This is a genomic window from Candidatus Pelagibacter sp. HIMB1611, assembly GCF_052047715.1.
Classification (GTDB): domain Bacteria; phylum Pseudomonadota; class Alphaproteobacteria; order Pelagibacterales; family Pelagibacteraceae; genus Pelagibacter.
In genome coordinates, this window is the sequence record NZ_JBNAJM010000001.1 from 320884 (window position 1) to 343940 (window position 23057).

The following is a 23057-nucleotide window of genomic DNA, read 5'->3' on the forward strand; positions in this document are numbered from 1 at the left end:
ATGACAACAAATAAATTAGCAATAATTGGTGGAAGTGGTCTTTATGATGTTGAAGAATTTACTGACAGAGAATTATTAGAAATTAATACACCCTGGGGCAAACCATCTGATCAAATATTAAAAACTAATTATAAAAATAAAGAAGTATATTTTTTACCTAGACATGGAAGAGGGCATTTTGTTTCTCCATCGAATATAAATTTTAAAGCAAATATTGATGCATTAAAACAGTTGGGTGTTACTGATATTGTTTCAGTTTCAGCCGTAGGATCTTTGAAAGAAGAGTTGCAACCTGGAAAATTTGTTATTATTGATCAATTTATTGATAGAACTTTTGCAAGAGTAAAAACTTTTTTTGATGATGAAATTGTTGCTCATGTATCTATGGCACATCCTACATCTAATGGATTAATGAATGCATGCGAAGATGCAATTAAAAAATCTAATATAGAATATCAAAGAAATGGAACTTATGTAGTTATGGAGGGTCCTCAATTTTCAACATTGGCAGAATCTAATTTATATAGATCTTGGAAAGCTGATGTAATTGGTATGACCAATATGCCTGAAGCAAAGCTCGCAAGAGAGGCAGAAATTAGATATGCATCAGTTTCAATGGTAACAGATTTTGATTGTTGGCACCCAGATCATGAAAATGTTGATGTTCAACAAGTAATAAAAGTTTTGTTAGGAAATGCTGAAAAAGCAAAAGTGATGATTAAAAATTTAATTGATAATTTTGAAAGCCATATAGATCCAAATGATCCAACTAATAATTGCTTAGATGTGGCTATCATTACTGCTCCGGAAAAACGAACCCAAAAAACAATACACAAGTTAAAAACTGTTGCAGGTAGAGTTTTGATTAAATGAGAATTCAAGGAAAAGAATATCGTACAATATGGTGCGAGGATAAGATAGTAAAAATAATTGATCAAACAAAGCTTCCACATCAATTTATAATAAAAAATCTTAAATCAGTTAAAGATGCAATAAATGCAATCAAAGTTATGGAAGTTAGAGGTGCTCCTTTAATTGGGGCAACAGCTGCTTACGGAATAGTTTTAGCTATTCATGAGAACAACTCTCAAGAATTTATAAGCAAATGTTCAGAAGAATTAATTAAATCAAGACCTACTGCGATAAACTTAAAATGGGCAGTTGATCGTATGATGAAAAAATTATCTGGCATCAATAGTAATCAAATTTTAGATGTAGCTTTAAAAGAAGCTAAAGAAATTTGTGATGAGGATGAAAAATTTTGTGAGAATATAGGTATTAATGGATTAAGAATAATTGAAGAAATTTACAATAAGAAAAAAAGTACAGTAAATATTTTAACTCATTGCAATGCAGGTTGGTTAGCAACTATTAATTGGGGAACAGCAACTTCACCGATTTATCATGCTCATAAAAAAGGACTTCCAGTTCATGTCTGGGTAGATGAAACAAGACCAAGAAACCAAGGTGCAAATTTAACTTCATATGAGTTAAATGAGGAAGAAATTCCAAATACAATTATTGCTGATAATACTGGTGGTATTTTAATGCAAAGAGGCGAAGTTGACATGTGTATTGTTGGAACAGATAGAACCTTATCCAATGGAGATGTGTGTAATAAAATTGGAACTTATCTAAAAGCTTTAGCCGCACATGATAACAAAGTCCCTTTTTATGTTGCGCTTCCAAGTTCAACAATTGATTGGAATATCAAAGATGCAAAAGACATTCCTATTGAGGAAAGAAATTCTGAGGAATTATCTCATGTTGAGGGCGTTGATGAAAACAATCAAGTTAAGAAAGTTTTGATCTATCCAAAACAAAGCAAGGCAATGAATTTAGCTTTTGATGTAACTCCTGCAAAATATGTAAGTGGATTAATTACCGAGAGAGGAGTATGTGAAGCTTCCACCGTTGGACTAAAAAACTTATTCAAATGAAAAATTTAAGTTCTGAAATTATTCAATATTCAAAAATGTTGAATACAAAAAAATTATCAGCTTTAAGATCTGGAAATATCTCAGTAAGGTATAAAAATGGTTTTCTAATTACTCCGTCTGGAAAAAAATACTCAACTTTAAAAAATAAAGATATAGTTTTCGTTACATTAGAGGGTAAGTTTGACAAGAAAAAAGGTATTCCTTCCTCAGAATGGAAATTTCATCAAGATATTTATAAAAATAAAAAAGAAGCTAAAGCGATTGTTCATGCTCATTCAACAAATGCAACTGCTGTATCTACTCATAATAAAGGAATCCCTTCTTTTCATTACATGGTTGCAATGGCTGGTGGATATGACATTAAATGTGCAAAATATGCAACCTTTGGAACGAGAGAATTATCTAAAAATATTTTAAGAGCTCTAAAAGGTAGAAAAGCCTGTTTAATTGCAAATCACGGTCAGATTGCATTTGAAGATAATTTACCAAAAGCTTTTGAGTTAGCTGAAGAGGTTGAAAATATATCGCTTCAGTATATAACGAGCCTGAAATTGGGTAAGCCTAAAATTCTTTCTATAGCAGAAATGAATAGAGTTTTATCCAAAGCTAAAAACTACAAAAAGGATAGCTAATGACAAAAGTTGGAGAACATATAACTCTAGACATCATTGGAACTACAAAAGAATATGATCCTTCTGTTTACGAAAAAGTAATTCATGAAATTGCAAAAGCTGCAAAAGTATCAATATTAAATATTTCTAAATATAAATTTGAACCTCAAGGTTTCACAATATTAGCTCTTCTTGCTGAAAGTCATATCAGCTTTCATACATTTCCTGAAAAAGGAATTATTAGTTTTGATTTTTTTACTTGTGGCAAAGTAAGTCCATCAGTTGCAATTGATATAATCAAAAAGGAGTTTGAACATACAAGAATTGTTAAAAAAGAATTTAATAGAGATACAAAATCACTTTATCATGACATTTATAGTTCTCCAGGTTTACAAAAATCTTATGTAGTAAATGATGTTTTGGAGGATTTTAAATCTAAAGTTGGTCAACATATTGAAATTTTAGATCTTGAGCAGTTTGGAAAATCATTGTTTATAGATGGTGAAATTCAAGTTGCTGCAACTGATGAACATTTATATAGCTCAACATTTGTTGGTTCAGGTTTAAATCTAAACAAAGATAATGAAAGAGCAGCTATCATCGGAGGTGGAGATGGTGGAGTTGCAAGAGAATGTATTTCTAAAAATTTTAATTTTATCGATTGGTATGAGTTAGATCCAGAAGTTGTGGATGTTTGCAATAAACATCTTGGTGATATTGGAAAAAAAGCTACAGAAAAAAATTCAGTCAAATGTGTATGGGGAGATGCATTTGAAAGTATTAAATCAGTAGCTGATGATACTTACGATCATATTTTTGTTGATCTTAATGATGATCAGTTTTGTATAGACCTAGCAGCAAGAAATATGGACTCTCTGGTGAGAATATTAAAACCAAAAGGGGTGATAACAGCTCAAGTTGGAAGTCAGGATAAAAAACCTAAACAAGTTGATAGTTGGTTAAATGTTTTTAATCAAAATTTTGGTAATGCCAAATTATCTAGAGTTTACATACCAAGTTTTGATTGTGCTTGGAATTTTTCATCCTCAATAAATCATTAATTTTTCTTTTTTCTTTCTAAAAATTGTGAAATAATTATTCCAATTAAAGGAGAAAATATGAATATATTCAAAAAAACTATTTTAACAGTTCTAGCTTCTTTTTTAATCATCGGAAATGTTTCTGCTGAGAAAATTAAAATTGGAACTGAAGGTGCTTATCCTCCATGGAATTCAAAAGATGCTTCTGGCAATTTAATTGGGTTTGAGGTTGAGCTAGCTCAAGAACTTTGTAAAATTATGAAGTATGAGTGCACAATCGTTGAGCAAGATTGGGATGGTATGATACCTGCATTAGTAATGAGAAAATTTGATGCAATCATGGCCGGGATGTCAATCACTGACGAGAGAAAGAAAACAATTACTTTCTCACAAGGTTATGCTGATGAAGTTGCATCTCTTGCTGTAATGAAAGGTTCAAGCTTAGAAGGTATGGACACACCAGAAGGTATCAACTTATCTTTAGGTGGTTCAAGTGTTAAAAAAGCACTTAAAACTCTAACAGATGCTCTTGCTGGAAAAACAGTCTGTACGCAAACAGGAACAATTCACCAAAACTTTCTAGAGTCTGGTGATGTTGGGAGTGTGAATGTTAGAACTTACAAAACTCAAGACGAGGTAAACTTAGATTTAACTTCTGGAAGATGTGATGTTGCACTCGCTGCAGCTGTAGCGTTTACAGATTATGCTGACAAATCTGGTAAGCCAGTTGTTTTAGTTGGTCCAACTTTTTCAGGTGGTGCATTTGGAAATGGTGTTGGAGTTGGAATTAGACAAGCTAGTGATAGTGCTATTGGAAAAAGAGACGCTAAAATCTTAAAAGATTTCAATAAAGCAATTAACAAAGCTAGAAAACAAGGAATAATTAGCAAACTTGCAATTAAACATTTTGGTTTCGACGCTTCTATGTAATTAATTTTGGATTTGGCGACTATAATATATAGTCGCCAGTCTATATGGAACTACTTGCATTTGGAAAAACAGGTTGGGGGGATGAGTTATTTTACGCAACCTTAATGACTGTTGCTGTATCTGTTACAGCAATGTTGGTTGGTTTTCTTTTTGCTTTAATTTTTACTCCACTTAAACTTTCAAAATATAAAACACTAAACTTTGTAGGTAATTTTTACACCACAGTAATAAGAGGTGTTCCTGAACTATTAGTAATTTATTTATTATTTTTTGGAGGAAGTGGTGCAATAATGTATGTTGCATCAATATTTGGTTATTACGAATATATAGAAATCAATGCGTTCATTACTGGTGCAGTTGCTATTGGTATAATTTCAGGAGCTTACTCAACAGAAGTTTTTAGAGGAGCCATTCAGTCTATTGATAAAGGGCAGTTCGAAGCTGCTAAAGTTTTAGGAATAAACAAGTTTGGTCAATTCTATAAAATTATTCTTCCTCAAATGTTAAGACTGGCAATTCCAAATTTAAGTAATGTTTGGCAAATTACTTTAAAGGATACTTCTTTAATATCAGTAACTGGTTTGGTCGAAATCATGAGACAATCTTATATTGCTGCAGGATCTACAAGAGATCCATTATTTTTTTACTCTTTTGCAGCAGTTTTATATTTATTGCTCACTTACATAAGCATGAAGTTAATTAATAAATTAGAAGTCAAATATAGTAGGGGTTATTAATGGATTTTGATTTAATGATCTCTAGTTTTCCAAAACTTTTAGGAGCAACTGTAATTACATTAAAACTTTTGTCAGCGTCCTTATTCTTCGGATTATTTCTTGGATTATTTTTTGCAATTTTAAGATTAAATAAAAATATATTTATTAATAAATTTGCTTATGGATATTCCTATGTTTTTAGGGGTACTCCTTTATTAGTTCAAATTTTTATAATTTATTTTGGTCTTGGACAAATTGAATATTTAAGATCAACAGTTCTATGGGTTGTTTTAAAAGAACCTTATTGGTGTGCAATTATTGCTTTTACATTAAATACAGGTGCTTATACCTCAGAGATATTAAGATCTGCATTTCAAACTATAAAACCTGGAATTATTGAAGCTGGAAAAAGTTTAGGTATTTCAAATAAAATTATATTTTATAAAATTCAAATACCTATTGCGATTAGACAATCTCTTCCTGCATATGGAAATGAAATAATTTTGATGATGAAAGGAACTTCATTAGCAAGCACAGTAACTTTAATGGATTTAACTGGTGTTGCAAAATACATCATATCAACAACATTTAAGCCTATAGAAGTATTTATTGTAGCTGGTGGAATATATTTGTTTATGACTTTCGTTATTCATAATGTGATTAAGTATTTAGAAAAAAAATATAGTTTCCAACAATAAAATGTATCTATCTCAAAAACAGATTGATGATTATCAAAATCTTGGTGCAATAATAATTAAAGATGCATTTAAAGATTGGATTGAACCACTAAGAATAGGTTTTCAAAAAGTTTTAGACAACCCAAGTCAACATGGAAGAGAAAATGCAACTGAAAATGAAGGAAGGTTTTTTGAGGACTATTGCAATTGGGAAAGAATAAAAGAATTTAAAGATTGTATGTTTAATTCTCCTGCAGCTCAAATAGTTGCTGAGGCTACAAATTCAAAATCTATAAAGATTTTTCATGATCATCTTTTTATTAAAGACCCAGGAACAAACAAAGAAACACCTTGGCATCAAGATATGCCTTATTACTGTGTTGATGGAAATGATACAGGCAGTTTTTGGATACCATTAGATGAAGTAAATAAAGAAAATAACCTTAAATTAATTTTAAAATCACATAAATGGCAAAAACTTTTAAGACCTACTAAATGGTCTAACGATCAACCTTGGTACAAAGATGATAGTTCTTTTATGAGTCTTCCAAAAAAAGAAGAATTTGAAGAACACGTATTAGTTCCCGACCTAAAATTAGGTGATGCAGTTTTGTTTAATTTTAAAACTGTTCATGGTTCCACAGGAAATCAAAGTTCTCAATCTCGTAGAGCATTCTCTATGAGATTTATAGGCGATGATGTTACTTTTGTTGAAAGAGGTGGTCCAACATCACCACCATTCGATGGAATTAATTTAAAATCAGGAGATCAGATGAGAGAGGATTGGTTTCCAAAAGTTTTTAGTAACTAGTATACTCTTTAATCTCTTTAATAACTGAACCAGTATGGTTATTCATTTCTAGTTTTATTTTTGCACGATCATCATTTAAAAAATGTACATCTCTAGAAAGTTTTATGAATTTTTCTCCAAAATCTTTATTTTTTTCACAATCTCTTTTATCATCTTCAATAACCCAAAGTTTGGCATTTATATCTTTTAAGTCTTGAAATAATTTTTCAAGTTTCTCATCAGACTTAACATTTTTTTCTAACTGATTTTTAAGAATAGAGTGCTCGTTGTTTATAAAACTTAATTTTTCTGGGTCTTTAATTTTATCTTGTTTGATTTCTAATATTGAAATCTTGTCTAAAAGTTCACCAACAGAAACCTCGACTATAATTTTATTCATAAAACTTTATACTATGTTAAGTTGTTAGAAATATGTCTAATATTTTAATTATTAAACATGGATCTTTAGGCGATATAGCTCAAGCATGTGGGGCAATACAAGATATTTCTGAAAATCATAAAGGAGATCAAATTCATTTATTAACAACCAAACCTTATTTTGACCTATTTAAAAAAAACCCACATATTTCAAATGTTATTCTAGATAAGAGATTATCAAAGATTAACTTAATTTATTTATATTTATTAATGAGAGAGATTAAAAAATATAATTTCTCAAAAGTTTATGATCTTCAAAATTCTAGCAGAACATCATTTTACAAAAATATATTATTTCCCAAAGCTGACAAAACCATTTGGAGTTCAACAGAAACAACTCTACCAGAAGGAACAACCAAAAAAGATTTTGATAAAGATTCTGTTCTTTCAAGATTTGACCATCAGTTAAAATCTTCAGGAATTAATACCAATCATACAATGAAACCAGACTTTTCATGGAGTACAGTTGATATTTCAGAAATAAAAAATAATTACGAACTTGATAAATACATAATACTTTTTCCTTTTTGTTCACCTCATTTAACTTCAAAGAAATGGCCTTACTATAAAGACCTAATAAATATGATTAATGAAAAATTCGAAAATAAATTTAAAGTGGTTACTGCACCTGGACCAGATGAAATTAAAGATGCAAAAAATATAAACGCTTTATGTGTTTTAGATAACGGAAAAGCTTTAAATATTTCACAATTATCTGGATTAATTAAAGATAGCTTGTTTGTGGTCGCTAATGATACTGGACCCGCTCATATAACCGCACACTTAGGATCAAAAGGAATTGCTTTATTTGGTTCTCACACTACTCCATTTAAAGTGAGTATTGAAAGAGACAACTTTAAAGCAATACAAGCTCCCGAATTATCTAAACTATCTGCAGAAAAAGTTTTCGAGAGACTTGCTGAAATCATCTCTTAACACTTTCCAGAAATCTTAAAAATAGAGGAACTGTAAAAAGAATAAAAAGTAATCTGATAATATGATGGAAAGCAACAAAGTCTGGGTCTAAATCAAAAGCTATTGCTATAACTGCCACTTCATAAATTCCACCAGGACTAAAAGATAATATTAAAGTTAAAATATTCGTATCAACAAAGAATGTCGCAACATAGGCTGCAACCAAACCTAATACTACCAAAATAGTGGTAGCTACAATACTATGAAGAGAATTATTGGCTATCTCTTTAACAGTTTTTTCAGCAAACCTACATCCGACAGAAGAGCCAAGAATTAGCAGACAAAAATTTACCGTTTCATCTGGCAATTTATATGAGGCTATATCTGTAATTTGTAATAAACCACTCGCAAATAATGTTCCAGATAGTAAAGCAGCAGGAATTCTAATTTTATCAAAAACAAAAATAAAAAATAAAGATGCAACAATAAGTAAAATTAAATTTAAATGATTTTGAGCTAAATAATTGAAGTCATCATTTAACAAAATATCGTTGTCAGTATTATTAACTATAATAAATGGAATAACGGTTATTATGATGATTAATCTAATTAAGTGAGAGGTTGCAACTTGAGATAAATCTGTTTTTTCATTTTCAGCTAAAATCATTAAAGGACCCAGCGCACCTGGAGCTGCCGAAAAGATGGAAGCTTTTTCTCCATAACTAGCAAATTTTTGGAGGTATTTAGCAACAACTAAAATACAAATTATTATGTAGATTAGCATAATTAGCGAAGTCCAAATCCAATCAAACATTTGATTAAATAGATTTTCATCAATGTAGTTTCCAATGTGCAAACCTAAAATTATTAAGATGAAGCTTAATACAATTTTAGGCATTATAATTTTAAGACCAGATAACGCAGCAATTGATGTGATAATCATTGGTCCTAAAAACCAAGCAAGAGGAATATTGAATTGTTCTGCAATTATTGCACTTGGTACACTTATCAAAAAAACAGTTATAAACTTTAATGTAAATAAATGAGACAAATTTTCTTTAATTTTCTGTATTGATGAATTCATCTTTAAATTTCTATATGATTGACACTACTTTATATTAAATGTTTAATATAATTTAATTAATAAACAAGAAGAGAGGTATTATGAGTAATTTTAAAAAATTATTTTCAGTATTATTCTCAGCAATCTTACTATTCTCAGCAACAACTACTAGCTCAGTAGCAATTGATAAATTGCACTTTGTAATTGGTGGTGGTGCTGGTGGTGGTTGGGATGGAACTGCTAGAGGTACTGGAGAAGCTTTAACAAAAGCTGGTATGTTAAAAAGCGCATCATTTGAAAATATGTCAGGTGGTGGTGGTGGTAAAGCACTTGCTTACATGATTAACACTAAACCTGCTAACACAGTTTTAGTTCAATCTACACCATTAGTATTAAGATCTATTACTAGACACGAAGGTTACGTAAAAGGTAGTGGAACTTTATCTTATAAAGATGTTGTGCCGATTGCAGGTGTTATTGGTGACTACGGTGCTATTGCAGTTGCAAAAAACTCACCTTACAAAAACTTTAAAGATGTAGTTGATGCATACAAAAAAGATCCAAGCTCAATTAAAATGGCTGGTGGATCAGTAAGAGGAAGTATGGACCATTTAATTGGTGCTTTAGCATTCCAAGCTGCAGGTGCAGATCCAAATGCTGTTGCATACATTCCTTATGATGCTGGTGGAAAAGCTTTAGCAGGACTTTTATCTGGAGAAACTCAAATCATTTCAACTGGTTTAGGTGAATTGATGGGTGCAAGAGATCAAGTAACAATTATTGGTATTACTGCTCCTTCAAGAGTTTCTGATGCACCAGATGCACCAACTCTTAAAGAACAGGGTTACGATGTACAATTCGTTAACTGGAGAGGTTTCTTTGGCCCTCCAGGTATGAGCAATTCTGATAAAGCTGCAATTGCAAAAATGCTTGGCGATGTACAAAAAACTCCTGAATGGGAAACAGTAAGAGCAAGAAATGCATGGGTAAATATTTATAACCCTGAAGGTAAGTTTGTATCTTTCTTAGAAAAGCAAACTGAAGAAATGACAGCTCTTATGAAAAAACTAGGAGTTATCTAACCTTTGGTTAGAAATAAAAATTAGAGCAGTGAATATAAATACTACAAAAATTATATCACTGCTCTTTTTTATTTTTTCAGCATTTTATTTATATTTAGCTTATCAAATTCAAGTTTTTACATTTGATGAAAATGCTCCATTTAATGCTAGAACATTTCCAATTTATTTAGGTTATGCAGGATTATTTTTTTCTGGATTAAAACTTATTTTACCAGACCCAAATACAATTAAAGTAGAGCATAAAAATTTAGAGTATAAAAAAACTGGTATACTTATATTAATTGCAATTGTTTACGGAGCTACAATTTTAAAAGTTGGTTATTTTTTAACCACTTCCTTATTTTTATTTGCTTCATATTATTTTTTAGGAGAACGAAGGTGGATTTTAATGTTCTTATTATCCTTTCCATTTGTTGCTGCCTTTATGTATTTGCTTCATGGTATTCTTGATATTTATTTAAGAGATCCGTTTTTACAATTAATTGGAGTAATGGGATGATTGAAGGAATACTAATTGGATTAACTACAGCACTTACATTCCAAAATATACTAATGGTTATGGTTGGTTGTTTTTTTGGAACAATCATTGGAATGCTTCCTGGTCTTGGTCCAATGACTGCAATAGCTTTAATGATACCTATTACATATGGTTTTGAACCCGCAACTGGATTAATTTTAATGGCTGGAGTTTATTATGGAGCAGTATTTGGAGGTTCAACTTCTTCAATATTATTAAATGCCCCTGGTGTTCCAGGAACAGTTGCAACTTCATTTGATGGTTATCCAATGGCACAGCAAGGTAAGGCTGGAAAAGCTTTAGCAATAGCTGCATGGAGTTCATTCGCTGGTGGAACATTATCTGCAATTTATTTATTATTTATGGCACCAAGTTTATCTAAAGTAAGTTTATCTTTTAGATCACCTGATTATTTTGCTTTGATGATTTTAGGTTTAACAGCCATTGCAGCTTTTTCATCTAAGGGACAATTTTTAAAAGCAATGATGATGGTTGTTCTGGGTTTGATGTTAGCTTCAGTTGGTCAAGATAGTTTGTCTGATATTACAAGATATACTTTTAACAATATGAACTTAACTGATGGGATTAGCTTTGTATTAGTTGTAATGGCAACTTTTGCGATGAGTGAAGCTTTAACAATTATTTTAAAGAGAAATGATCCAACAACTGCTGCTAAACAAGTTTCATTAACTGAATTAGGCTCAATTAAGATTAATAAAGAAGAACGAACTAAAATGTATAAAACAATTCCAAGATCATCAGTAATTGGTTTTTTAATTGGTGTTTTACCTGGAGCTGGCGCAACAATTGCATCCTTTTTGGCTTATGGAATGGAACGAAACGTAGTTAGTGATCAGGAAAAAGAAAAATTTGGTAAGGGAAGCGTAAATGGTTTGTCAGCACCAGAAACTGCAAACAATGCTGCTTGCTCTGGTTCTTTTGTACCAATGCTTACTTTAGGAATTCCTGGGAGCGGAACCACAGCAGTAATGCTTGGTGCTCTTTTAGGTTTTGGTGTTCAGCCTGGTCCTAGACTTTATATGACTAATCCAGAGATTTTTTGGTCAATAATTATGTCTATGTATATTGGAATGGTAATTCTTCTTATATTAAACTTACCACTGATTCCCTATATAGCTAGAATTCTTGCTGTACCTAAAAATTATTTAATTCCTTTAATTTTATTTTTCTCTGTTACTGGGATTTATGTGATGTCATTTAATAATTTTGATATTTATTTAATGATTGGGATAGCTGTAGTTGCAACTTTTTTAAGATTATATGATTTCCCTATGCCACCTTTGATACTAGCTTTTGTACTCGGTGGATTGATGGAGGAAAACTTGAGACGTTCTTTGTTATTGAGTAATGGTTCGTGGGAATTTTTGTGGGACAGAACATTAACAGCATGTATCCTAGCAACTACAATTTTAATTGTAGTTTGGCACATTTATAAAACCTTTAAGAAGAAAAATTAAGATTTAATATCTATTCGTTTTCTAATAATTTCTTTATTAAGCTTCATTTCACGATAAGACATAATGAAAACTCCTAAAAATATTATACTTGCACCAATCCAAGTGAAGAGATCAGGGATTTCGCTAAATACGAAGTAACCAATTAGAGATGCAAATACTAAACTTAGAAAAGAATAGGGTTGTGTCATGCTCACATCTACTAGTTTATATGCATGATTAATACAAAGATGCAACAATGTACCAGATAGACCTGCAAAAAATAAATAAACCAAAGTTTGTAGACTAGGTGTTTGCCAATAAAACAATGCAATAAAAAAACTAAAAATAGTCATATAACAGTATCCATAAGATAAAATTGTAATCGAACTATCGTCTTTTGTTATAGTTTTTGTAATTATAATCACTATTGACCACATAAAAGATGATGCCAGTGCCATATATACTCCAATAGAGATGTTAATCATACCTGGTCTTAAAATTACCAGCATACCAATAAATCCCAAAACTAGCGCAAAACTTCTGTAGATATAAATTTTTTCTCCAAGAAACAAAACAGCTAAAATAGTTACTATGAAAGGAACAACAAAAGATATTGCTGTAGCTTTTTCAATTGGCATCATTGTTAAAGCTGAGAAATATAAAAGCATTGAAGGCAAGTTTAAAACTGCTCTAAGAAAATGTTTATTATGATGATTAGATTTAAAAACTGCAAATTTAGTTTTTAACATATAAGGAAAAATAATAAGGAAACCAAATAAAAATCTAAAAAAACCTGCTACATAAACATTAACTTCCTCTTGTGCTAATTTTAAAAAGGTTAACATTAATGTTCCACAAAAAACTGAGATTATAATTAAAAAAATTGCTAATTTATTATTTGAAATCAATTTAGTATCTTTTTGTATTCCTCAATTATTTTTGACCATTGAAATTTATTCACAAATTCTTTTGCATTTTTACCAAGTTCTAAATATTTTTTATTTTCTAACATTGAGTTGATTGAAGAATAAATATCATCAAGATTGTTTCCATCACATATTAAACCAGTTTTTTCATGATCTATTGCATCTGCCGCACCTCCATCTTTACCACCTATAGATGGTACACCGTATTGTGCTGCTTCAACATAAGCAATTCCAAACCCTTCAACAGATTTTTTATGAATTACAGAAGGCATTACAAATAAATTTGATTTAGCAATTAGTGCATTTTTTAAATCATCACTTATATTTTTAAAAAACATTACTTGTTCATCTAAATTTAATTCTTTTATTAATTTTTTAATATTTTCTTCTTCATCACCATATCCAATACAAATGTAGACAATATCTGGGTAAATTTGTTTTAGATTTCTAAGAGCCATCACTACTTTTTCATGATTTTTCCTTTTATCAAATCTTGAAACAGTAATTAATCTAGGAGTTTTGACTTTTAATAAGCTTTCAACTTTTTCTAATGATTTTTCGTTTAATTCTTTTGGTAGATCTACTCCACAATTTATAACAACAATTTTATTTTCATTAACACCACATTCAATAGCAAGTTTTTTAGTATATTGTGAGTTAGCAATAACTTTTTCTACATTATTAAGAACATTTAAAACTCTTTTATTTTGAGTTGACCCTTTAGGATGATTGATTTCTTTACCATGTATAAGACAATATTTTTTTTTTGAAGTTTTAATAAGCTCTAAACTTTTCCAATGATCTCCAATTATTCCTTCAACCTTATTCTCTTTGATAAATTCATTAATTAATTGAGCTTTTCTATATTTTCTAAGAAGTTTTATTCCACCAACTCTTTCAATTGAAAACGAAGCTTGTTCATCAAAATCTTTATGATTATCAATATGATCAGCAAAAACTTTGATCATAAAGTTTTTAGACAACTCTCTTGATAAACCCCACATCAAGCTTTGCATTCCACCAAGCTCAGGAGGAAAAGATCTAGTAACAATTAAATACATTAATCAGTTTTCCACTTTATACTACAGCCAGCACTAGGAATTTGGTCTTTAGGACCTTCACCTGTTTCAGCAATCTGTTTCATAGCTTTTAACAAATCACTTTCACCTTCTTTAACAGGTATAAGATTTCTCAATTCTCTTAATCTTCCACGATATTGAAGTTCTAAATTTTTGTTATATCCAAAAAAATCTGGTGTACAGACAGCGTCATATGCTTTTGCAATATTTTGTGTTTCGTCGTTTAAGTAAGGAAAATTAAAATTATTGTCTTTTGAAAATTTAATCATATTTTCAAAAGAGTCTTCAGGATAATTCTCAGCATCATTTGCACAAATTGCAACTGAATTTATTCCAATTTTTTTTAGTTCTTTGCAATCCTCAACTATTTCTTTTGTAACTGCTTTTACATAGGGACAATGATTGCAAATAAACATTATCAAAATTCCATTTTCTCCTCTGATATCATCTAAAGAAAGAATTTTATTTTCAGTTGATTTTAATTCAAATGGAATGGCTTTTTGACCAAAATCACATATTGGAGTTTGTATTGGCATACTGTAAGAATATATAAATTATGTTTTATGATTTAAAAGATAAAAAACCAAAAAACTCTGGCGAAAATTGGGTAGCTCCTAATGCAACTATAATTGGAGATGTTACATTAGAGAAAAATACAAGCATTTGGTTTAATGCTGTTCTAAGAGGAGATATAGAAAATATTCATATAGATGAGGGATCTAATATTCAAGATGGTAGTGTCTTACATACAGATCCCGGCTGTCCTTTAAAGGTAGGAAAGAATGTTACTGTAGGTCATTTAGTGATGCTTCATGGATGTACCATTGGAGATAATAGTTTAATCGGAATTGGTGCAGTGATTCTGAACAAAGCAAATATTGGTAAAAACTGTATCATTGGAGCAAAAGCATTAATAACTGAGAATAAAGTGATACCTGACAATTCTTTAGTAGTGGGCTCACCTGGAAAAATTGTAAGAGAGGTGACTGATGAAGAAAAAAAAGCTGTAGAGGAAAACACTAAACACTATCAAGATAACTGGAAAAAATATTCAAAGTCAATTTTTTAAAGGAGAAAATTATGCCAGCAGGATATGTAATTGCACAATTAAAGGTAACAAATCCAAAAAACTATAAAGAGTACGTTGCTAAAGTTACAGAAGTTGTAAAAAAATTTGGTGGAGAATATCTTGTTAGAAATGGAGAATATCAAGTAGTAGAGGGTGAAGATAATTTTCCAAGATTAGTAATCATTAAATTTCCGTCTTATGAAAAAGCTTTAGAATGGTATCATTCGGATGAATACAAACCAGTTAAAGATATACGATTACAAAATTCAGAAGGTAGCAATATTATAGTTAAGGGAATTTAGTTTAATTCTTAAATAGCTAAATTTTTTATTTTTGATTTTAAGATTGATTTAAATAATGGATAATTATCAGGCAAATTTCCCCATAAATCTTTGTTAGAGCAAAACTCTTCAATTTTATTATCTTTAAGGAAGGTTTTTAACCAATCCCATTTTGGATCAATATAATTAAATACTAATTCTTTATCATAAATTTTTTTCATAAATATATACCAACTAGCAATAGCTGTAATTGAATTTACAGGTTCAATATTATTTTCAAAACATTTTTTTATAGTGGGTATTATAAAAATTAAAAATTTACTTGAACCATCCATGCAAATTCTCTCCAATGCATCACTAATATGACTATTCTGAAATCTATGAGATATTGTTTCTAAATATTTATTTAAATTTATCGGCTTTATATTACCCAATGCTGGAATTATCTCTTTATTTTGTAAATTATTGAAAAAAGTTTTTAGATCCTCATGATTAAAACATTCATCAAAAGTTTTTAAACCTTTAAGTGCTCCTAGATATGTTAAACAAGTATGGCCTCCATTTAAGATTCTAATTTTAGTTTCCTCATAATCAAATACATTTTCTGTAAAGTTAACATTTTCAATTTTATCAAGATCAGGAAATGGTGCCGCAAAGTCTTTTTCTATTACCCATTGAATGAAATCTTCAGACAAAACAGTGCTATCTCCTTTAATATCAAAATGATCTTCAATTTCTTTTGATAATTTTTCTGGTGATCTTGGTGTAATTCTATCAACTACACACGGTGGGAAAGAAACATTTTTTTTAACCCAGTTTATTAAATCATTTTCATTTAAGAGTTCTAAATATTTTAAAAAAGCTTTTTGTAATATTTTTCCATTCTCTCTTAAATTATCACAACATAAAATCGTAATTGGTTTATTAATTGAATTTTTTCTTTTATTTAGAGCAATTCTTAAATAAGAGTAAAGTGAATTTGTATTTTTACCCATTATTTCATTTTTAATAACCTCATGATTAATATCTAATTCAGCATCATCGGTTAAAAAATATCCTGTCTCTGTAACTGTAATGGTTACTAAATGTATATTTTCATTAAAAAGAATTTCTTCTGATTTTTCTTTTTCTGAATTCCAATCTAATAATTCAACAATTGATTTTATTTCTCTAAATACAACCTCTCCATTTGGTGAAATTGTTTTTAAAACATAATTTCCATTTCGTTTTTTTAGATTTGTCAGAAAGTTAGTAGTTTCGGATAGTAAATTTAAACCAACAATTCCCCAGTTATAATTGCCTGTGTTTTCCATAAATTGATCAATAATATTTGCTTGATGTGATCTATGAAAATTCCCTACACCTATATGCAATATCCCAGCTTGAATAGAATTTTTATCAAAATTACCTTTAATTAATTTAGGATTATTTATTTGATTTTTTATTTCTAAAGACATTTATTTAACAGCTCCAAAAGTTAATCCTCTGACTAATTGTTTTTGAGTAAACCACCCTAAAAATAAAACTGGCAATACTGACAGAGTAGAGGCAGCCGAAAGTTTTGCATAAAATAAACCTTCTGGACTGGAATAAGATGCAATAAATGTTGTTAAAGGAGCAGCATCAATAGATGTAAGATTTAAAGTCCAAAATGCTTCATTCCAAGCTAACACAATGCATAACAAAGATGTTGATGCAATTCCAGGTAAAGAGAGTGGAACTAAAACATAAAGAATTTCTTGAAGTGTGCTAGCACCATCTATTCTCACAGCTTCTAAGATCTCATTAGGTATCTCTTTAAAATATGAATATAAAAGCCAGATCATGATTGGCAAATTGACAAAACATAAAACAATAACAATCCCCAATTTAGTGTCTAAAAGTGAAAGGTCTCTAAATATTAAATAAATAGGGATTAACACTCCAACTGGTGGCATCATCTTTGTTGACAAAATCCATAGAAGAGTTCCTTTTGTTCTCTTAGTCGGATGAAAAGCCATTGACCAGGCTATTGGTATTGATAACACTAAACCTAGAATTGATGAACCAAATGAAATTATTACAGAATTTTGTGCAAACTTTAGGTAATTACTTCTTTCTTGAACAATCCCATAGTTTTCTAAAGTTGGCTCAAATGAAAAAAATAAAGGCGGTATTGCCACTGCATCAATTTCAGTTTTAAATGATGTAATTATCATCCATAAAATAGGAAAGAAAATTAACAGAGAAAAGAACCAAGCAAAAAAAGTAATAATAATTTTTTTTTTCATATTTATTGTAAATTTTTTCCAATCATTTTAACCAAAAAGAATGCTGCGATATTTGCAAGTATAACAACAACAACACCACCTGCTGAAGCAATACCAATATCAAATTTTAACAAGGCTTCGGTAAATACTAAGAATGCTAAATTTGTAGTAGCTAAACCTGGCCCACCTGTTGTAGTAACAAATATTTCGGCAAATATTGTTAGTAAAAAAATAGTTTCTATTAATATGATTATGGCAATTGGTCTTGATAAATGTGGCAGCACAACATACCTAAAAGCTTGGAAGCTATTTGCTCCATCTAGTTTAACAGCCTCAAGCTGATCTTTATCAACTGATTGTAAACTTGTTAATAAAATTAGTGTTGCAAAAGGAGTCCATTGCCATGAAACAATTATTATTATTGAAATCATTGGAACATGAGTAAACCAATCTATAGGCCCAAGACCAAATAAAGATAATAGCCACGCAAATAATCCTGATACAGGATTCATAAATAAGTTTTTCCAAATTAATGCACTTACTGTTGGCATGATGAAGAAAGGCGCTATTGCCAAAACTCTTGCCAAACCTCTACCAAAGAAGTTTTGATTCAATAAAACTGCAAATCCTGTGCCAAATATTATTGAAAAAATTAATACAGAAAAAACTAAAACAAAAGTGTTCCATAAAGCTTCTAAAAAGGCAAAGTCTGTTAAAAAATATTCGTAATTTAATAAACCAGTAAATTCTCTCACATCTGGATACATCAAGCTGTATCTTAAAAAAGAAAAATAAATGGTCATCCCTAGAGGCACTGCCATCCAAATAAATAATAAAGTAATAGTTGGATAAGAGGTTAGCTTTGGAATTAAATTACTTCTCATAGATGTTGATGATAAAGATTTTATTATAAAGGCCACTAATTTAATAGTGGCCTTTAAATATAATTAAAGCTTAGTTATTATTTAGTATAACCAGCTTTCTTCATTTCTTTTGCAGCAATCTTCTGCGCATTTTTCAATGCTTTTTCTACAGTAATTTTTCCTGCTAAAGCTGAAGAGATTTGTTGAGATACTGAAGTTGCAATTCCTTGAAACTCAGGAATAGCAGCAAACTGTACACCCATGTAAGGTTTTTTCTTCAAAGTACCATTAAATGAAGGGTCTGCTGTGTTAATGGCATTTAAAGTCATCTCAGCAAATGGTGCTTCACTTAAATAAGTTGGGTTTTGATATAACGACGTTCGAGTACCTGGAGGTACATTTGCCCAACCTTCTTTAGATGCTACAAGCTCTAAGTAATCTTTGGAAGTTGCCCAATCGATAAACTTAGTTGCTGCATCAACTTTTTTTGATCCACCAGGAATAGCTAAAGACCAAGCCCATAACCAGTTTGAACCTTTACAAGTTACAGCACATGGTGCTTGAGCAAATGCCATTTTGTCATGTACTTTTGATTGATCAGGATTTGTTACAAAACTTGCTGCAACTGTTGCATCAATCCACATTCCACATTTACCTTCGTTCATCAATGCTAAGTTTTCATTGAAACCATTTGATGACGCACCTGGAGGTCCATAGTTTTGAAGTAAATCTACATAAAACGATACCGCAGCATTCCACTCTGGACTATCCATTTGTGGGTTCCAGTTTTCATCAAACCATCTACCACCAAATGCATTAGCTACAGTTGTGATGAAAGCTCCACCTTCACCCCAGCCAGGTTTACCTCTTAAACAAGCACCGTATACACCTTCATTACCTTCAGTGATTGCTTTAGCAATATCATAAACTTCTCCCCATGTTGGTCTTTGAGGCATAGTCATTCCAGCTTTAGCAACTAAATCTTTTCTATACATAATCATTGATGACTCACCATAGAAAGGAGCTGCATAAAGTTTTCCATCTATAGATAGACCACTTCTGATTGCTGGTAAAAGATCATCTACATCATATGAAGCGCTAAAGTTAAGTTCATTTAACCAACCTTTACCTCCCCAAATAGGAACTTCATAAGTACCAATTGTAAGTACATCAAACTGACCACCTTTAGTAGTAATGTCAGTTGTAACTTTTTGACGTAGAACATTTTCTTCTAATGTAACCCACTCAACATTTATTCCTGTTTTAGAAGTGAATTCATTTGTTAACCCTTGCATTCTAATCATGTCACCGTTGTTTACTGTTGCTACTTTAATTGTTTCAGCAATAGCAATAGTAGAAACGAATAGTGTGATGATAGAAGCAATAGCAGTTCTAATTATATTCATATCTCTCCTTGTTAGTTTAAAAATGAAACCTAATCATAGATGGTTATGAAAATCAATATATTTGCTCAAGTGCGATTAAATACTCAAACAGGGTTAATTGGTGCAACTATTAATTGAAAAAACCAACTAAACAATATAATTATTTTATAATGAATAGATCGAAAATACATAAAAACGATAACGCAGCAAGAGCGGCTTGGATGTATTACATCTATAAAATGAACCAAGATGAAATAGCAAAGACCATGGGAATTTCAAGACAAAGAGCTCAAAGGTTAATTTCCTTAGCTGTTAATGAAAACTTGGTTAATTTTAAAATAAATCACTCAATAGTTTCATGCCAAGAATTATCTCTAGAATTAAAAAAAAAATTTAACTTAATGAATGTTGATGTTGCTCCAAATGTTTCTAACAAAATAGACAAATTAGATGGAATAGTGAATTTGGCGTCAAAAACTATAGATACCTTTTTGATGGCAAAAAAGCCCATGAATTTAATTTTTGGCTCAGGTTTAATTCTTTCAAAAGTTGCCGATAAACTGTCACCAGTTACTTGCTTACAACATAAAATAGTATCAAATATAGGCAATCATGGTCCAGATGGTCTTGAGCCACCTTATTTCGTATTAGGTAGAATTAGTCAAAATGTAGAGTCTAATTTTTTTCCATTCACAGTTCCTATTTATTCATCAAGTAAAGAAGTTCAAAAATTTTTTTTGAATTATTTACCAGTTAAAAAAACAATAAAATTAATTAAAAATTTTGATGCTTGTTTTTTATCTATAGGTGGATTTGGATCCAAAAAAACAGCGGGCTTATTAAGAGACTCTTTGATAGACGATGACAAATATCATTTAATGAAATCAAAAGGTGTAGTGGGACAAATTAACGGTGTGTGTTTCGACGAAAAAGGAAAAATAGTAAAAAATATTGATAATTATATTCCAATGTCTATTCTTCCAGATGCAAATTTAAAGAAACCTGTAATTGCATTTGCAGGAGGATCAGATAGAGTTCTTGCAATAAAAGCGGCATTAAATGGTAGGCTTGTAAATGGTTTAATTACAGATGAAGTGACAGCAGAAAAACTATTATAATTTAAAAAATTATTTCCATAACCAAGCAGCTCCTCTTACTCCACTGGAATCACCATGCAAGTTTTTTAAAACTTTGGTTTCTATTTTTTTTGCGAAAGTATATTTGGGAATTAATAGAGGAATATTTTTATACAATCTTTCAATATTTGACATTCCTCCACCCATCACAATTGCACCAGGATCAAAAATACCAATCATTACAGCCAGTAATCTTGCCATTCTATCCTCGTATAAAGAAAATTCTAAATTAGCACGATCATCATTTTTTTTATCAAGTTCAACAATTTCTGTTGTTGTAAAATTTGTATTATATTTTTTATTAAATATATTTGTGAAACCATTTCCTGAAATAAATTGCTCTGCACACAAGGGTCTTCCACAATTTCCAGAAGGGCATTTAACATTTACTTTATATTCTTCATCAGTTGGATAGGGTAAGGGTTGATGACCCCAATCTCCAGCAATTTGGTTTGAACCTTCAATAATTTCTTTTTTATATGATAAGCCTCCTCCAAAACCTGAGCCTATTATTATCCCGAACACAGAGTCATAATTTTTTCCTGCACCATCTATTGCTTCAGATAAAGTTAAACAGTTAGCATCATTCATCAATCTTACTTCTCTATTTAGTATAATTTCTAAATCTTTCCCAAATGGTTTATCATTTAACCATAGGGCATTAGAATTGGTGATTAAGCCAGTATCTTTTGATGAAAAACCCGGTATACCAATACCTACTGAACAAGTTTGTCCACTTATATCATCAAGTTCATTAACTAGTTTTTTTACAATTTCGATACCTGAAATATAATTTTTATTGTGTAGATATCTTTTTCTTTCAATTTGTTTCCCATCTTGATCTAAAAGAATTCCTTCTATTTTTGTACCACCATAATCAATACCAATCTTAAATTTTTCAGACATATAGATACTAATAAACTAAAATTTAAATTTTTGAATTAGTAATTAATAAAGTGATGCTTGGGAGAGAAAATTTTAAGGGTAAAAAAAAACAATCCAAGCATCACTTAATTTATTCTCCCAGGAATAAATTCAGATAGTGGTTTTAAATAACCGAGCATTTTATTGTGAATAATTTTATTTGAACTTACTAAAATAGTGCCTGCTTCCTTTGGATCTTTGTTACCCCAAGTAGAAGCAATCCCTCCAGACGCTTTAATTATTGGAATTAAAGCATGAATATCCCAAATTTTATTCACACATTGAATAACAGAATCTATTTTTCCCTCACAAAAATTCACATAACTTAATGCATCTGAAGATGGAAATTGCATTAAGTCTAAAACTTTTAGAATTTTTAGTTGTTGCTCTAAAGATAACCAACCATGAAACTCTCCTGCTAATTTCATTTGTTTAAATTTTGATTTTTTGTTTGCTTTAAGTTTTCTTTTTTTACCATTTTTTACAACATAGGCAGTATTTGAACTTTGATTAAAATAGTACTTATTTAACTCGGGAAAATTAGCTAAACCAAATTGTGGGTTACCTTTATAATTTAATGAAATTAAATTTGACCAGGTTGGATTTCCAACAACAAATGATTTAGTTCCATCAATAGGATCTATAATCCAAGAATAATCACTTTTTTTACTTTTTGTTTTAAATTCTTCACCTACAATATTGTGCCTAGGAAATCTTTTATTTATTTTATTTCTAATAAATTTTTCAAATGCTTTATCGAAACTGGTTACAGGATTAAATTTTCCTGATTTATTCTTATTTTTAACATTAAGATTGGAATTAATTATTTTTTTATAAAATACATTTAAATCAATAGCTAATTGGTTCAGAAATTTAGGATATATTTTATCTGTCTTATTATCATTCATAACAGAATTTATAAATACAATACAATTCTTACTTAATCAATAAAAATGTACTTTTGCTCAC

At 30.2% G+C, this 23057-nt stretch carries 26 protein-coding genes; 15 read left to right on the forward strand and 11 right to left on the reverse strand.

Going from position 1 to position 23057, the window contains the following annotated elements; genetic code table 11:
- From ACTTAS_RS01730 to ACTTAS_RS01765, 8 genes are read left to right on the forward strand one after another with little or no spacing between them, the layout of a single operon-like run.
- Positions 1-873, forward strand: coding sequence for an S-methyl-5'-thioadenosine phosphorylase (locus tag ACTTAS_RS01730; RefSeq protein WP_262589014.1), 873 nt, complete (start codon positions 1-3; stop codon positions 871-873).
- Positions 870-1940, forward strand: a complete 1071-nt coding sequence (gene mtnA, locus ACTTAS_RS01735) for an S-methyl-5-thioribose-1-phosphate isomerase (protein ID WP_440678120.1) — start codon at positions 870-872, stop codon at positions 1938-1940. The genes ACTTAS_RS01730 and mtnA overlap by 4 nt, the downstream gene beginning before the upstream one ends.
- Positions 1937-2572, forward strand: coding sequence for a class II aldolase/adducin family protein (locus ACTTAS_RS01740; RefSeq protein WP_440678121.1), 636 nt, complete (start codon positions 1937-1939; stop codon positions 2570-2572). Before mtnA ends, ACTTAS_RS01740 begins: the two co-directional genes overlap by 4 nt.
- On the forward strand, positions 2572-3612 hold the full coding sequence (gene speD / locus ACTTAS_RS01745; RefSeq protein WP_440677020.1) for an adenosylmethionine decarboxylase: 1041 nt from the start codon (positions 2572-2574) through the stop codon (positions 3610-3612). The genes ACTTAS_RS01740 and speD overlap by 1 nt, the downstream gene beginning before the upstream one ends.
- Before the next feature lie 57 nt (positions 3613-3669).
- Positions 3670-4521: a transporter substrate-binding domain-containing protein gene (locus ACTTAS_RS01750; RefSeq protein WP_262589018.1), complete on the forward strand. Its 852-nt coding sequence runs from the start codon at positions 3670-3672 to the stop codon at positions 4519-4521.
- A gap of 44 nt (positions 4522-4565) precedes the next feature.
- Entirely contained in the window at positions 4566-5258 is a 693-nt protein-coding gene (locus tag ACTTAS_RS01755) for an ABC transporter permease (protein WP_428079890.1), read from the forward strand.
- Positions 5258-5935: an ABC transporter permease gene (locus ACTTAS_RS01760; RefSeq protein WP_440678122.1), complete on the forward strand. Its 678-nt coding sequence runs from the start codon at positions 5258-5260 to the stop codon at positions 5933-5935. Before ACTTAS_RS01755 ends, ACTTAS_RS01760 begins: the two co-directional genes overlap by 1 nt.
- Before the next feature lies 1 nt (position 5936).
- Positions 5937-6725, forward strand: a complete 789-nt coding sequence (locus tag ACTTAS_RS01765) for a phytanoyl-CoA dioxygenase family protein (protein ID WP_440678123.1) — start codon at positions 5937-5939, stop codon at positions 6723-6725.
- Here ACTTAS_RS01765 and ACTTAS_RS01770 read toward each other — a convergent pair.
- The gene (locus ACTTAS_RS01770; RefSeq protein ID WP_440678125.1) at positions 6715-7104 is read right to left on the reverse strand and encodes a DUF6165 family protein; all 390 of its coding nucleotides are present in this window, start codon (positions 7102-7104) and stop codon (positions 6715-6717) included. The genes ACTTAS_RS01765 and ACTTAS_RS01770 overlap by 11 nt on opposite strands.
- A 32-nt stretch (positions 7105-7136) precedes the next feature.
- On the opposite strand from ACTTAS_RS01770, the gene ACTTAS_RS01775 reads away from it, so the two are divergent.
- The gene (locus ACTTAS_RS01775; protein WP_440678126.1) at positions 7137-8078 is read left to right on the forward strand and encodes a glycosyltransferase family 9 protein; all 942 of its coding nucleotides are present in this window, start codon (positions 7137-7139) and stop codon (positions 8076-8078) included.
- Here ACTTAS_RS01775 and ACTTAS_RS01780 read toward each other — a convergent pair.
- The gene (locus ACTTAS_RS01780) at positions 8068-9141 is read right to left on the reverse strand and encodes an AbrB family transcriptional regulator (RefSeq protein ID WP_440678127.1); all 1074 of its coding nucleotides are present in this window, start codon (positions 9139-9141) and stop codon (positions 8068-8070) included. The genes ACTTAS_RS01775 and ACTTAS_RS01780 overlap by 11 nt on opposite strands.
- A gap of 80 nt (positions 9142-9221) precedes the next feature.
- Here ACTTAS_RS01780 and ACTTAS_RS01785 point away from each other — a divergent pair, with 80 nt between their 5' ends.
- The 3 genes from ACTTAS_RS01785 to ACTTAS_RS01795 are packed head-to-tail and all read left to right on the forward strand — an operon-like array spanning position 9222 to position 12197.
- Positions 9222-10202, forward strand: coding sequence for a tripartite tricarboxylate transporter substrate binding protein (locus ACTTAS_RS01785; RefSeq protein WP_440634503.1), 981 nt, complete (start codon positions 9222-9224; stop codon positions 10200-10202).
- A 28-nt stretch (positions 10203-10230) separates the two neighbouring features.
- Positions 10231-10701 carry a tripartite tricarboxylate transporter TctB family protein gene (locus ACTTAS_RS01790; protein ID WP_440678128.1) on the forward strand — a complete coding sequence of 157 codons (471 nt, stop codon included), beginning with the start codon at positions 10231-10233 and terminating at the stop codon, positions 10699-10701.
- A complete protein-coding gene (locus ACTTAS_RS01795) occupies positions 10698-12197 on the forward strand; it encodes a tripartite tricarboxylate transporter permease (RefSeq protein ID WP_440678129.1) in 1500 nt (499 codons plus the stop codon). Before ACTTAS_RS01790 ends, ACTTAS_RS01795 begins: the two co-directional genes overlap by 4 nt.
- Here ACTTAS_RS01795 and ACTTAS_RS01800 read toward each other — a convergent pair.
- From ACTTAS_RS01800 to ACTTAS_RS01810, 3 genes are read right to left on the reverse strand one after another with little or no spacing between them, the layout of a single operon-like run.
- Positions 12194-13084 carry a DMT family transporter gene (locus ACTTAS_RS01800; RefSeq protein ID WP_440678130.1) on the reverse strand — a complete coding sequence of 297 codons (891 nt, stop codon included), beginning with the start codon at positions 13082-13084 and terminating at the stop codon, positions 12194-12196. The genes ACTTAS_RS01795 and ACTTAS_RS01800 overlap by 4 nt on opposite strands.
- A complete protein-coding gene (locus ACTTAS_RS01805) occupies positions 13081-14163 on the reverse strand; it encodes a glycosyltransferase family 4 protein (RefSeq protein WP_440678132.1) in 1083 nt (360 codons plus the stop codon). Before ACTTAS_RS01805 ends, ACTTAS_RS01800 begins: the two co-directional genes overlap by 4 nt.
- Complete coding sequence (locus ACTTAS_RS01810) at positions 14163-14717, reverse strand: thioredoxin family protein (protein WP_440678133.1); 555 nt, start codon at positions 14715-14717, stop codon at positions 14163-14165. The genes ACTTAS_RS01805 and ACTTAS_RS01810 overlap by 1 nt, the downstream gene beginning before the upstream one ends.
- 20 nt (positions 14718-14737) lie before the next feature.
- Between ACTTAS_RS01810 and ACTTAS_RS01815 the strand changes: the two genes are divergently transcribed.
- Entirely contained in the window at positions 14738-15250 is a 513-nt protein-coding gene (locus tag ACTTAS_RS01815) for a gamma carbonic anhydrase family protein (RefSeq protein WP_440678134.1), read from the forward strand.
- Between the two features lie 11 nt (positions 15251-15261).
- Positions 15262-15552, forward strand: a complete 291-nt coding sequence (locus ACTTAS_RS01820) for a DUF1330 domain-containing protein (RefSeq protein ID WP_440678135.1) — start codon at positions 15262-15264, stop codon at positions 15550-15552.
- Between the two features lie 8 nt (positions 15553-15560).
- Here the strand turns inward: ACTTAS_RS01820 and ACTTAS_RS01825 are convergent, their stop codons facing one another.
- The 4 genes from ACTTAS_RS01825 to ACTTAS_RS01840 form a co-directional block, all read right to left on the reverse strand.
- On the reverse strand, positions 15561-16988 hold the full coding sequence (locus ACTTAS_RS01825) for a mannitol dehydrogenase family protein (protein WP_440678136.1): 1428 nt from the start codon (positions 16986-16988) through the stop codon (positions 15561-15563).
- On the reverse strand, positions 16989-17801 hold the full coding sequence (locus ACTTAS_RS01830; RefSeq protein ID WP_440678137.1) for a carbohydrate ABC transporter permease: 813 nt from the start codon (positions 17799-17801) through the stop codon (positions 16989-16991). It abuts the gene before it with no gap.
- Between the two features lie 2 nt (positions 17802-17803).
- A complete protein-coding gene (locus ACTTAS_RS01835) occupies positions 17804-18664 on the reverse strand; it encodes a carbohydrate ABC transporter permease (RefSeq protein ID WP_440678985.1) in 861 nt (286 codons plus the stop codon).
- Positions 18665-18741: 77 nt separating this feature from the next.
- Positions 18742-20049, reverse strand: coding sequence for an ABC transporter substrate-binding protein (locus ACTTAS_RS01840; RefSeq protein WP_440678138.1), 1308 nt, complete (start codon positions 20047-20049; stop codon positions 18742-18744).
- A 149-nt stretch (positions 20050-20198) separates the two neighbouring features.
- Here ACTTAS_RS01840 and ACTTAS_RS01845 point away from each other — a divergent pair, with 149 nt between their 5' ends.
- Complete coding sequence (locus tag ACTTAS_RS01845) at positions 20199-21146, forward strand: sugar-binding transcriptional regulator (RefSeq protein ID WP_440678139.1); 948 nt, start codon at positions 20199-20201, stop codon at positions 21144-21146.
- A gap of 9 nt (positions 21147-21155) precedes the next feature.
- Here ACTTAS_RS01845 and ACTTAS_RS01850 read toward each other — a convergent pair whose 3' ends face one another.
- Positions 21156-22070 carry an ROK family protein gene (locus tag ACTTAS_RS01850; protein WP_440678140.1) on the reverse strand — a complete coding sequence of 305 codons (915 nt, stop codon included), beginning with the start codon at positions 22068-22070 and terminating at the stop codon, positions 21156-21158.
- Between the two features lie 104 nt (positions 22071-22174).
- On the reverse strand, positions 22175-22996 hold the full coding sequence (locus ACTTAS_RS01855; RefSeq protein WP_440678141.1) for an inositol monophosphatase family protein: 822 nt from the start codon (positions 22994-22996) through the stop codon (positions 22175-22177).
- Between the last annotated feature and the right edge of the window lie 61 nt (positions 22997-23057).

Bases quoted from the DNA above. Each gene is read 5' to 3' on its own strand.
- ACTTAS_RS01780 (WP_440678127.1), bottom strand. From the start codon at position 9,141: ATGAATTCATCAATACAGAAAATTAAAGAAAATTTGTCTCATTTATTT.
- ACTTAS_RS01840 (WP_440678138.1), bottom strand. From the start codon at position 20,049: ATGAATATAATTAGAACTGCTATTGCTTCTATCATCACACTATTCGTT.
- ACTTAS_RS01770 (WP_440678125.1), bottom strand. From the start codon at position 7,104: ATGAATAAAATTATAGTCGAGGTTTCTGTTGGTGAACTTTTAGACAAG.
- ACTTAS_RS01825 (WP_440678136.1), bottom strand. From the start codon at position 16,988: ATGTCTTTAGAAATAAAAAATCAAATAAATAATCCTAAATTAATTAAA.
- ACTTAS_RS01760 (WP_440678122.1), top strand. From the start codon at position 5,258: ATGGATTTTGATTTAATGATCTCTAGTTTTCCAAAACTTTTAGGAGCA.
- ACTTAS_RS01805 (WP_440678132.1), bottom strand. From the start codon at position 14,163: ATGTATTTAATTGTTACTAGATCTTTTCCTCCTGAGCTTGGTGGAATG.
- ACTTAS_RS01850 (WP_440678140.1), bottom strand. From the start codon at position 22,070: ATGTCTGAAAAATTTAAGATTGGTATTGATTATGGTGGTACAAAAATA.
- ACTTAS_RS01855 (WP_440678141.1), bottom strand. From the start codon at position 22,996: ATGAATGATAATAAGACAGATAAAATATATCCTAAATTTCTGAACCAA.
- ACTTAS_RS01845 (WP_440678139.1), top strand. From the start codon at position 20,199: ATGAATAGATCGAAAATACATAAAAACGATAACGCAGCAAGAGCGGCT.
- ACTTAS_RS01765 (WP_440678123.1), top strand. From the start codon at position 5,937: ATGTATCTATCTCAAAAACAGATTGATGATTATCAAAATCTTGGTGCA.
- ACTTAS_RS01810 (WP_440678133.1), bottom strand. From the start codon at position 14,717: ATGCCAATACAAACTCCAATATGTGATTTTGGTCAAAAAGCCATTCCA.
- ACTTAS_RS01775 (WP_440678126.1), top strand. From the start codon at position 7,137: ATGTCTAATATTTTAATTATTAAACATGGATCTTTAGGCGATATAGCT.
- ACTTAS_RS01785 (WP_440634503.1), top strand. From the start codon at position 9,222: ATGAGTAATTTTAAAAAATTATTTTCAGTATTATTCTCAGCAATCTTA.
- mtnA (WP_440678120.1), top strand. From the start codon at position 870: ATGAGAATTCAAGGAAAAGAATATCGTACAATATGGTGCGAGGATAAG.
- ACTTAS_RS01835 (WP_440678985.1), bottom strand. From the start codon at position 18,664: ATGAGAAGTAATTTAATTCCAAAGCTAACCTCTTATCCAACTATTACT.
- ACTTAS_RS01730 (WP_262589014.1), top strand. From the start codon at position 1: ATGACAACAAATAAATTAGCAATAATTGGTGGAAGTGGTCTTTATGAT.
- ACTTAS_RS01750 (WP_262589018.1), top strand. From the start codon at position 3,670: ATGAATATATTCAAAAAAACTATTTTAACAGTTCTAGCTTCTTTTTTA.
- ACTTAS_RS01740 (WP_440678121.1), top strand. From the start codon at position 1,937: ATGAAAAATTTAAGTTCTGAAATTATTCAATATTCAAAAATGTTGAAT.
- ACTTAS_RS01795 (WP_440678129.1), top strand. From the start codon at position 10,698: ATGATTGAAGGAATACTAATTGGATTAACTACAGCACTTACATTCCAA.
- ACTTAS_RS01755 (WP_428079890.1), top strand. From the start codon at position 4,566: ATGGAACTACTTGCATTTGGAAAAACAGGTTGGGGGGATGAGTTATTT.
- ACTTAS_RS01830 (WP_440678137.1), bottom strand. From the start codon at position 17,801: ATGAAAAAAAAAATTATTATTACTTTTTTTGCTTGGTTCTTTTCTCTG.
- ACTTAS_RS01820 (WP_440678135.1), top strand. From the start codon at position 15,262: ATGCCAGCAGGATATGTAATTGCACAATTAAAGGTAACAAATCCAAAA.
- ACTTAS_RS01815 (WP_440678134.1), top strand. From the start codon at position 14,738: ATGTTTTATGATTTAAAAGATAAAAAACCAAAAAACTCTGGCGAAAAT.
- speD (WP_440677020.1), top strand. From the start codon at position 2,572: ATGACAAAAGTTGGAGAACATATAACTCTAGACATCATTGGAACTACA.